Source organism: Streptomyces sp. AcH 505 (assembly GCF_000818175.1).
Lineage (GTDB): Bacteria > Actinomycetota > Actinomycetes > Streptomycetales > Streptomycetaceae > Streptomyces.
The window spans coordinates 5,775,860-5,784,610 of the sequence record NZ_JTIY01000001.1 but is presented as its reverse complement, the minus strand read 5'-3'; the positions used below and the strand labels follow the sequence as shown (position 1 = coordinate 5,784,610).

8 protein-coding genes are annotated in these 8,751 nt (G+C 73.0%); 3 read left to right on the top strand and 5 right to left on the bottom strand.

Translation table 11 applies throughout. The annotated features are described in order from the left end of the window. The coding region (locus tag HY68_RS25915; RefSeq protein ID WP_041992964.1) for an FGGY-family carbohydrate kinase at window positions 1–812 on the top strand (812 nt) is incomplete at its 5' end. A 33-nt stretch (window positions 813–845) separates the two neighbouring features. On the opposite strand, the gene HY68_RS25910 is transcribed toward HY68_RS25915, so the two are convergent. From HY68_RS25910 to HY68_RS25890, 5 genes are all read right to left on the bottom strand, one after another. Then, window positions 846–1,760, bottom strand: a complete 915-nt coding sequence (locus tag HY68_RS25910; protein WP_041992962.1) for a LysR family transcriptional regulator — start codon at window positions 1,758–1,760, stop codon at window positions 846–848. A gap of 88 nt (window positions 1,761–1,848) precedes the next feature. After that, on the bottom strand, window positions 1,849–3,042 hold the full coding sequence (locus tag HY68_RS25905) for a glycine C-acetyltransferase (RefSeq protein ID WP_041992959.1): 1,194 nt from the start codon (window positions 3,040–3,042) through the stop codon (window positions 1,849–1,851). 93 nt (window positions 3,043–3,135) lie between these two features. Beyond that, window positions 3,136–4,164, bottom strand: a complete 1,029-nt coding sequence (tdh, locus tag HY68_RS25900; protein WP_041992956.1) for an L-threonine 3-dehydrogenase — start codon at window positions 4,162–4,164, stop codon at window positions 3,136–3,138. A gap of 110 nt (window positions 4,165–4,274) precedes the next feature. Next, a complete protein-coding gene (locus tag HY68_RS25895) occupies window positions 4,275–5,510 on the bottom strand; it encodes a DMT family transporter (RefSeq protein ID WP_241778683.1) in 1,236 nt (411 codons plus the stop codon). Next, window positions 5,507–6,310, bottom strand: a complete 804-nt coding sequence (locus HY68_RS25890) for a phosphatase PAP2 family protein (protein ID WP_041992952.1) — start codon at window positions 6,308–6,310, stop codon at window positions 5,507–5,509. The genes HY68_RS25895 and HY68_RS25890 overlap by 4 nt, the downstream gene beginning before the upstream one ends. 211 nt (window positions 6,311–6,521) lie before the next feature. Here HY68_RS25890 and HY68_RS25885 point away from each other — a divergent pair, with 211 nt between their 5' ends. Continuing rightward, window positions 6,522–7,115: a TetR/AcrR family transcriptional regulator gene (locus HY68_RS25885; protein WP_041992949.1), complete on the top strand. Its 594-nt coding sequence runs from the start codon at window positions 6,522–6,524 to the stop codon at window positions 7,113–7,115. Between the two features lie 433 nt (window positions 7,116–7,548). Next, on the top strand, window positions 7,549–8,640 hold the full coding sequence (locus tag HY68_RS25880) for a terpene synthase family protein (RefSeq protein WP_041992946.1): 1,092 nt from the start codon (window positions 7,549–7,551) through the stop codon (window positions 8,638–8,640). The last annotated feature ends 111 nt before the right edge of the window (window positions 8,641–8,751 follow it).

Here is an 8,751-nt window from a genome sequence, read left to right as displayed (position 1 = left end):
CGCTCACCGCGGGCGCCGCCGCCGAGCTGGGACTGCTCGCCGGTATCGCCGTCGCGGCCGGCACCGGCGACAACATGAGCGCGGCCGTCGGCCTCGGCCTCGGCGGCGCGGGGCTGCTGGACCACCCGGTGCTCAGCCTCGGCACCTCGGGCACGGTGTTCGCCGCGACCCGTACCCGCCCCACCACCCCCGCGCTGTCCGGCTTCGCCGCGGCCGACGGCACGTACCTGCCGCTCGGCTGCACCCTGAACTGCACCCTCGCCGTCGACAAGGTCGCCGAGCTGTTGCGGCTCGACCGGGAGGACGCGACACCGGGCGGCGAGGCCGTACTGCTCCCCTACCTCGACGGCGAGCGCACCCCCGATCTGCCCACCGCGGCAGGCCTGTTGACCGGACTGCGGCACGACACCACACCCCAGCAGCTGCTCGGCGCGGCCTACGAGGGCGCGGCGGTGACCGTCCTGCGCGCCCTGGACGAGGTACTGGCCGCGTGCGGCCTCGACCCGTCGGCCCCCGAGGTGGCGAGCCGTCCACTGCGCCTGATCGGCGGCGGCGCGCAGGGCCGGATGTGGGTGGAGACCGTACGGCGGCTCTCGGGCCGCGGCCTGGTCGTCCCGCAGAGCGGCGAACTGGTCGCCCTCGGCGCGGCGGCCCTGGCGGCGAGCGCGGCGACGGGCGAGGACCCGGTCGCCGTCGCGACGTCCTGGCAGTCCGGCAGCGGCCCCGAACTGGAGCCGGTGACACGGGACCTGGAGACCTGGGAACGGGTCAACACGGTACTGGACCGCGCGGCCCCGAGCCTGCTGTCGTAACCGGGCGGGCCTGAGCCGCCCGCCCGGACGGGATCAGTCCGTCGTCAGCCCCGACGCCGCTCGTGACAGCGCGTCCAGGACCGGGCGGATCAGTGGGTGGTCCTCCGCGCCGCTGCGTACCGCCGCGAAGACGCGGCGGGTGGCGGCCGGGCCTGCTACCGGGCGCACGACCGTGCCCTTCAGGTCCATGCCGCGCAGCGCCGAGCGGGGGACGAGTGCGACGCCCGCGCCCACCCCGGCGAGGGCGACGACCGCGCGGAAGTCGTCGGACGAGTGCACCAGACGCGGCTGGAAGCCGGCGAGTTCGCAGGCGAGCTGGATCACCTCGCGGCACGGGTTGCCCGGGGAGTGGCCGATCCAGTCGCTGCCGGCGAGTTCGGCCAGGACCACCTCGCCAGACAGGGCCAGCGGGTGGCCGGCCGGGAGCACCGCGTCGAAGGGCTCCGCGTACAGCGCCACCCGGGCGAGCCGCAGGTCGTCCTCGCTCGGCGCGCCCCGGTAGTCGACCGCGACGGCCAGGTCCGCCTCGCCGTCGAGCACCATCGGCAGGCTCTCGTCGCCCTCGGCGTCCCGTACCCGTACCCGGATGCCGGGGTGCGTCCCGGACAGCGCCTGGACGGCCGGGGCCAGCACCTCGGCGATGCCGGTGGCGAAGGCGGCGACCGTGACCTCGCCCGCGGCGCCGCCCGCGTACGCCGCCAGCTCGGCCTCGGCCCGTTCCAGCTGGGCGAGGACGGCATGGGCGTGGCCGAGCAGGATCTCCCCCGCCGCCGTCAGCCGTACGCCACGGCCGCTGCGGGTCAGCAGGGCGTGCCCGGTCTCCTGCTCCAGCGCGGCGAGCTGCTGGGAGACGGCGGACGGGGTGAGGTACAGCGCGGCAGCCGCCGCGGTCACCGTTCGGTGGTCCGCGACGGCCCGCAGGATGCGCAGCCGCCGGGGGTCGATCACCCAGCCATTTTGCCAGGTCCGGCCGGTGGACGGCGGGGCCGGTCGGTGCGGGGCCGGTCGACCGCCGGGCCCGTCGGTGCCGGGCCGGTCAGCCGTGCAGGGCGGCGCGGGCCTCGACGAAGGCGGCGACCGCGCGCTCCACGTCGGCGGTGGAGTGCGCCGCCGAGAGCTGGACCCTGATCCGGGCCTTGCCCATGGGCACCACCGGGTACGAGAAGCCGATCACGTACACGCCGCGCTCCAGCAGCAGTTCGGCCATCCGGCCGGCCTCGGTCGCGTCACCGATCATCACCGGGGCGATGGGGTGGTCCCCCGCCAGGATGTCGAAGCCCGCCTCGGTCATCTTCGTCCGGAACAGCGCGGTGTTGGCGCGCAGCCGCTCGCGCAGCTCGCCCGCGCTCTCCAGCAGGTCCAGCACCTTGATCGAGGCGGCGGCGATGACCGGCGCGAGCGAGTTGGAGAACAGGTACGGGCGGGAGCGCTGGCGCAGCAGGGCGACGATCTCGGCGCGCGCGGCCACATAGCCGCCGGACGCGCCGCCGAGCGCCTTGCCGAGGGTGCCGGTGATGATGTCGACACGGTCCATGACCCCGTGCAGCTCGGGGGTGCCGCGGCCGCCGGGGCCGACGAAGCCGACCGCGTGCGAGTCGTCGACCATGACGAGCGCGTCGTAGCGGTCGGCGAGGTCGCAGATCTCGGCGAGCGGCGCGACGTAACCGTCCATCGAGAACACGCCGTCGGTGACGATCAGCCTGCGGCGGGCGTCCTGCGACTCCTTGAGCCGCGCCTCCAGCTCGGCGAGGTCGCGGTTGGCGTAGCGCAGCCTGCGGGCCTTGGACAGCCGGATGCCGTCGATGATGCTGGCGTGGTTGAGGGCGTCGGAGATGACGGCGTCCTCGGCGCCGAGGAGGGTTTCGAAGACGCCTCCGTTGGCGTCGAAGCAGGAGGAGTAGAGGATCGTGTCCTCCTGTCCGAGGAAGGTGGAGAGGCGCTGCTCCAGCTCCTTGTGGATCTCCTGGGTGCCGCAGATGAAGCGTACGGACGCCATGCCGTACCCCCAGCGGTCCAGGGCGTCCTTGGCGGCGGCGACCACCTCGGGGTGGTCGGCGAGGCCCAGGTAGTTGTTGGCGCAGAAGTTGAGGACGTCACCGGAGGCGTCGCCGCCGGTGACGGCGACCGACGCGCTCTGCGGGGTGGAGATGACCCGCTCCGGCTTGAAGAGTCCGGCCTCGCGGATCTCGTCGAGGGTGGCGCGCAGGTCGTCACGGGTGGTGGTGTACATGGCGGGCTCCTGGGGGTACGGCGGGGTCGCGGCAGCGGGCGGGATCGCGGCGGACAGCAGGCGGCGGGCAGCGGGCGGAGTGGCGACGGTGGGTCAGGCGTCCCAGTTGAGAATGATCTTGCCGCTGCGGGCGGTGGCCGCCTCGTCGAAGGCCGCGTCGAAGTCCCGGTAGTCGTAGCTGCCGGTGATGACGGGGGCGAGGTCGAGACCGCCTTCGAGCAGGACGGTCATCGCGTACCACGTCTCGAACATCTCGCGGCCGTAGATGCCCTTGATCGTGATCATGGAGGTGACGATCTTCGACCAGTCGACGGCGAACTCCTCGGCCGGCAGGCCGAGCATGGCGATCCGGCCGCCGTGCGTCATGTTGTCGACCATGTCCCGCATGGCCTCCGGCCTGCCCGACATCTCAAGGCCGATGTCGAAGCCCTCCTTGAGGCCGAGCTGGTGCTGCGCCTCGGCGATGCCGGTGTGCGAGACGTCGAGGGCGAGGGTGGCACCGACCTTGCGGGCCAGTTCGAGCCGGTCGGGGCTGACGTCGGTGATCACGACGTTGCGCGCCCCCGCGTGCTTGGCGACCGCGGCTGCCATGATCCCGATCGGTCCCGCGCCGGTGATCAGGACGTCCTCGCCGACGAGCGGGAAGGAGAGCGCGGTGTGCACCGCGTTGCCGAACGGGTCGAAGATCGCGGCGACATCGAGGTCGACCTCGGCGCGGTGCACCCAGACGTTGGACGCGGGGATCACCACGTACTCGGCGAAGGCGCCGTCACGCCCCACGCCGAGGCCGACCGTGCTGCGGCACAGATGCCGGCGGCCGGCCAGACAGTTGCGGCACTTGCCGCAGACCAGATGGCCTTCGGCGCTCACCAGATCGCCGACGGCGACCTCCTGGACATCGGCGCCGACCGCGGCGACCTCGCCGACGAACTCATGGCCGAGGACGAGCGGTGTCTCCACCGACTGCCGGGCCCAGCCGTCCCACGACCTGATGTGCAGATCGGTGCCGCAGATGCCGGTGCGCAGCACCTTGATGAGCACGTCGCCGGGGCCGTGCTCGGGCTCGGGGACGTCCATGAGCCACAGTCCGGGCTCGGCCTTCTGCTTGACAAGTGCCTTCATCGGCGCGGCTCCCGGCGGGTGACGGTACGGATCGGTGGTCACCCACCAATCTGCCGAGCCGGGACCGCGCAGTCCATCGAGAGTTTCTTAAGCCGCCCCACAGCGCAGCTTCACGCCCGGCAGTGGCTGTGCGGCGACGGCGGCCGCTCCTCGTGCTCGTCGGCCGTGCCCAGCGGGCTCTGCGGCGCCTCCCGCGCCGCGTCCGGCGCCTCGGGCAGGTCGTCGGAGGCGTACGAGCCGGGCAGCAACAGTACCGGGATGGGTGCGCCCCAAACGATGGCACCGGCCATCGCGGAGCGGGCGGCGGCGACCCGCTCCCGGCCCTTGGACGGCTGCGGCGGCACCCCTGACACCAGCGGGACGACCGGCTCCGCTGCCATGGCGGGGCGTCCTGCCGCGGGCATCCGGACCACGTGCATCGCGGGTTCGGTCCGCCGCGCCGGCTCTGTCCGCATCACGGGTTCGGGATGCGGACGGGGCTCCTCGGGCGCCGGCCCCGCAGGCTCCGGCTCCCCCGTCACCGCCGAGCTGCGGGTCAGCAGGAACACACCGCGCGCCGCGACCACCGCGCCGACGGCCGCCGCGGCGATACCGAGGGCGCCGCCCTGGAGGCGTTCGCCGAGCAGCGTCAGACCTATGGCGGCCGCCGCCACCGGGTTGGCCAGGGTCAGTACGGCGAGCGGCGCGCCGAGGCCGCCCCGGTAGGCGGTCTGGGACAGCAGCAGGCCGCCGGAGGCGAACGCGGCGACCATCAATGCCACCAGAGCGACCTGCCAGAGCGGCAGCGCCGTCGTCCCGCCGACGGCCGCGGCGACCGTCACCGTCTGGGTGAGCGCCGAAGCGACGCCCGATGTGATGCCGGAAGCGGCGGCGTGGCGCAGTCCTGGCCGGGCGCCCGGCCTGGTCAGGACGCCGACGAGCGCGAGGGCGACGGCGGCGACGCCGAGCGCCTGCCAGAGGGTGAGCGTCTCGCTCGGGGCCGTGCCGGCGGCGGCGAGCAGGATCGCGGCGAGCCCGACGAGGGTGAACGCGGTGCCCTGCCACTCGCCCTTGCTGACCTGCCGTCCCGCCCTGCGCGCGCCGAGCGGTACGGCGGCGACGAGGGTCAGGGCGCCCAGCGGCTGGACCACGGTGAGCGAGCCGTAGGTGAGCGCGACGACGTGCAGCAGCGCGCCGGTCGCGTTCAGACCGACCGACCACCACCAGGCGCCGCGCCCGAGCAGCGTGAGCAGCCCGGTCTTCGGTTCGCTGCGGGCGGCCAGCCGTTCCTGGGCGACGGCCGCCGTGGCGTAGGCGACGGCGGAGACCAGCGAGAGTCCCACCGCCGCGAGCATCGCACCGTTCATCGGTGGCCCCCTGACGAGGTGACGAGTGGGATCGCGCGGGCCGGTACGGACGACCGGACCACGAGTGAGGGGGACTGCGCCGCCGGCGGCCGGAGGAACGCGAGCGCGCCGGCCAGCAGGGCGGCGGCGACGATCGCGTCGAGCCAGTAGTGGTTGGCCGTGCCGACGACGACGAACAGGGTGATCAGCGGGTGCAGCAGCCACAGCAGGCGCCACCGCGAGCGGGTGGCGGCGATCAGGCCGAGCGCGACCATCAGGGCCCAGCCGAAGTGCAGCGACGGCATGGCGGCGAACTGGTTCTCCAGCGAGCCCGAGGTGGGTGTCGCGCCGTACACGGTCGGACCGTAGACCTTCGCCGTGTCGACGAGTCCCGCGGCGGTGAGCAGCCGGGGCGGTGCGAGGGGCAGCAGCAGATGGAGGGCGAGCGCGGCGCCGGTCACGGTGGCGAGGACCCGGCGGGCCCAGACGTAGTGGCCGGGCCGGCGCCAGTACAGCCAGCACAGGAAGAGGACGGTGGCGGGGAAGTGCACCGCCGCGTAGTAGGTGTTGGCTATGTGCACCAGGGTGTCGCCGTGCAGGAGGAGCCCCTGGACGGCGCCTTCGCCGGGCAGCCGCAGGTCACGTTCGAGATCCCAGACGCGGCGCGCGTTGTGGTACGCCTCGGCGGTGCGCCCGTTGGCGGCCTGCCTGCCGAGCTTGTAGACGAGGAAGAGTCCGACGACGAGCAGCAGCTCGCGGGCGAGGGGCGGTCGGGCGGAAGCGTTCCGTTTCCGTTCGGCGGGCCCTGTTCGGGCGTTCATTCACCCGACCCCCTTGCATGGACGACACGGCGCTGGGCGGCGTCGTGGTGGTGCGGCGACGCGGTCCGCACCACGCCCTATCGATACGCCAGTGTACCGATACGCGCTCGTATCGGTACACTGGCGTATCGATACCGGGTATGCGGGATAGGTCACAGGACCCGGGACAGGTCGCAGGACCCGAGAGCCACAGGACCGAGAGGGAGAGACGATGACGTCGACGGGCCGCTCCAAGATCACGCCGGAACGTGAGCTGGAGTTCTACGAAGCGGCTCTCGACCTGTTGCGCGAGGGCGGCTACGAGGCGCTGACGATGGAGGGCGTCGCCGCGCGCACCCGCTGCGGCAAGTCGACCCTCTACCGCCAGTGGCGCACCAAGCCGCAGCTCGTCTCGGCCGCGCTGCGCGGCACCCGCTGCGTCAAGCTGGGCGAGGTCGACACCGGGTCGCTCGTCGGGGATCTGCTGGCGACGGCGCGCGGCATCGCCGCGGGCTCCGGCCGGGACACCGCGCTGATGATGGGTCTCAGCCACGCGGCGCTGCAGAACCCGGAGCTGCTGTGCGCGCTGCGCGAGGGCTTCGTCGAGCCCCAGGTCGCCGGCATCGAGGCGATGACGCGGCGCGCCGTCGAGCGCGGTGAGGTCGCCGCCGACAATCCGGCGCTGGAGTTCGTGGCCGCACAGCTCATCGGGGTGGTGCGGGCCCGTCCGGTGCTGGAGGGACAGCACGCCGACGAGGCCTATCTGGTCCGCTTCCTGGAGTCCGCCGTGTTCCCCGCGCTCGGCCTGCGAGTCCCCTCGCCCTGATGACCGGCGGGCCGTCGTCCCAGCGGATGGCAAGGCCCGCCCGCGCCGCACCGTGGGGACGGGGGCGGCGCACCTTCCGGCCGGTGGGCCCTTCTCCTACGGGGAGGGCCCACCGGCCGGTTCGTAGCCGGAGCACACCCGGCCGTCCCACCGGCCGACCGGACAACGACGTACAAGACACGGTCAAGTTGCGACTAAAAGAAGACCGAATGCGCCATAAACGGCTCCGCTCGAACGGCACTCTTCCGCCACCGCGGCGACCGGTTTCGGTGCGTGGAGAGCCGTTCCTGCCCGGCATCTCCGGGGGCCGACCGTGTGACACTGTGTCAATTTCAGCCAAGTACTGTCCAAAAAAGCGGTAGTTGACGACGGAACCCAGCCAGATACGCTCCACCGGAATGGCACATCCTTGTCCCGCGCCTGGAGGCCGACCATGACGCTTGTCTCGGAACAGACTTCGGTCCTGCGGCTGCCCGCTGTGCCGTTCTACTGCCCCGTCCCGGCCGCCAGGCACCAGTCGATCGACCTGCTGAACGAGCTGACCGTCCACTGGATGCTCCAGCAAGGGCTCGACAGCGACGAGCGTCAGCTCAAGCGGCTCGCGGTGTGCGACTTCGGCGGCCTGACGGGTGCGACGATGCCGTACGGGCGGCTCGAACCGCTCACGCTGATGGCCAAGTTCCACGCCGTACTCTTCTCGCTCGACGACGGCGTGTGCGACGAGGCGGACGCCACGGCCGATCTGCTGGCCAGGGAGACCTCGCGGATCATGCGCGCGGTCGAGGCCCCCGGCGGCCCCTCCCCCACCGACTCGCCGCACACCGCCGCCCTGCGCCGACTCCGCGCGGAACTGGCCCTGTTCGCCTCCCCCGCCCAGCTGCGCCGGTGGACGGACGCGATGCGCCTGTACACCTCGGGGCTGGTGTGGGAAGCGTCCTGGCGGCGCGACCCGCTGCTGCCCCCGCTCGACGACTACGTGACGATGTGGATGCGGGCGATAGGGATGGCGCCCTCCACGGCGATGATCGAGATCGTGGGCGGCTTCGAGGTCCCCGACAGCGATCTGGCCGACCCGCGGGTCCAGGCCCTCACCGAGATCACCTGGACCCTGGTGAGCTGGGACAACGACCTGTACTCCCGCAACAAGGAGCTGCTGCGGGCGGGCGACAACCTCAATCTGATCGATGTCCTGTGCCAGGAGCTGGACTGCGACCCGCACCGCGCACTGGTGCGGGCGGTGGCGATGCGGGACCGCGTGATGGTGCTCTTCGACCGGCTGGCGGCCCAGGTGCTGGAAGACGCAGCCGGCACGGCCGACGCGACGCGCCAATACGTGCGCGGCCTCGCCCAGTTCGTCCGGGGCCATCTCGACTGGGCCTCGGTGTGCCCCCGTTACACCGAGGACACCGGGGCGAAGGCGACGCCCGGCGGATGGTGGAAGCAGCACCCGGCCGACGACGCCACGGAGCCGCTTCCCCTTCCCTCGATCGCCTGGTGGTGGGACCAGCTGGACACCGCGCGCTGATCAGTACCCGCGCCACCAGCGCACGGCGGAGCGCCACAGGCGGCGCGGCGCCGAACCACGGCCGCGCTGCGGCCCGGGCCCGTCGGACGGGAACGGCCCTGCCGAAGCGGC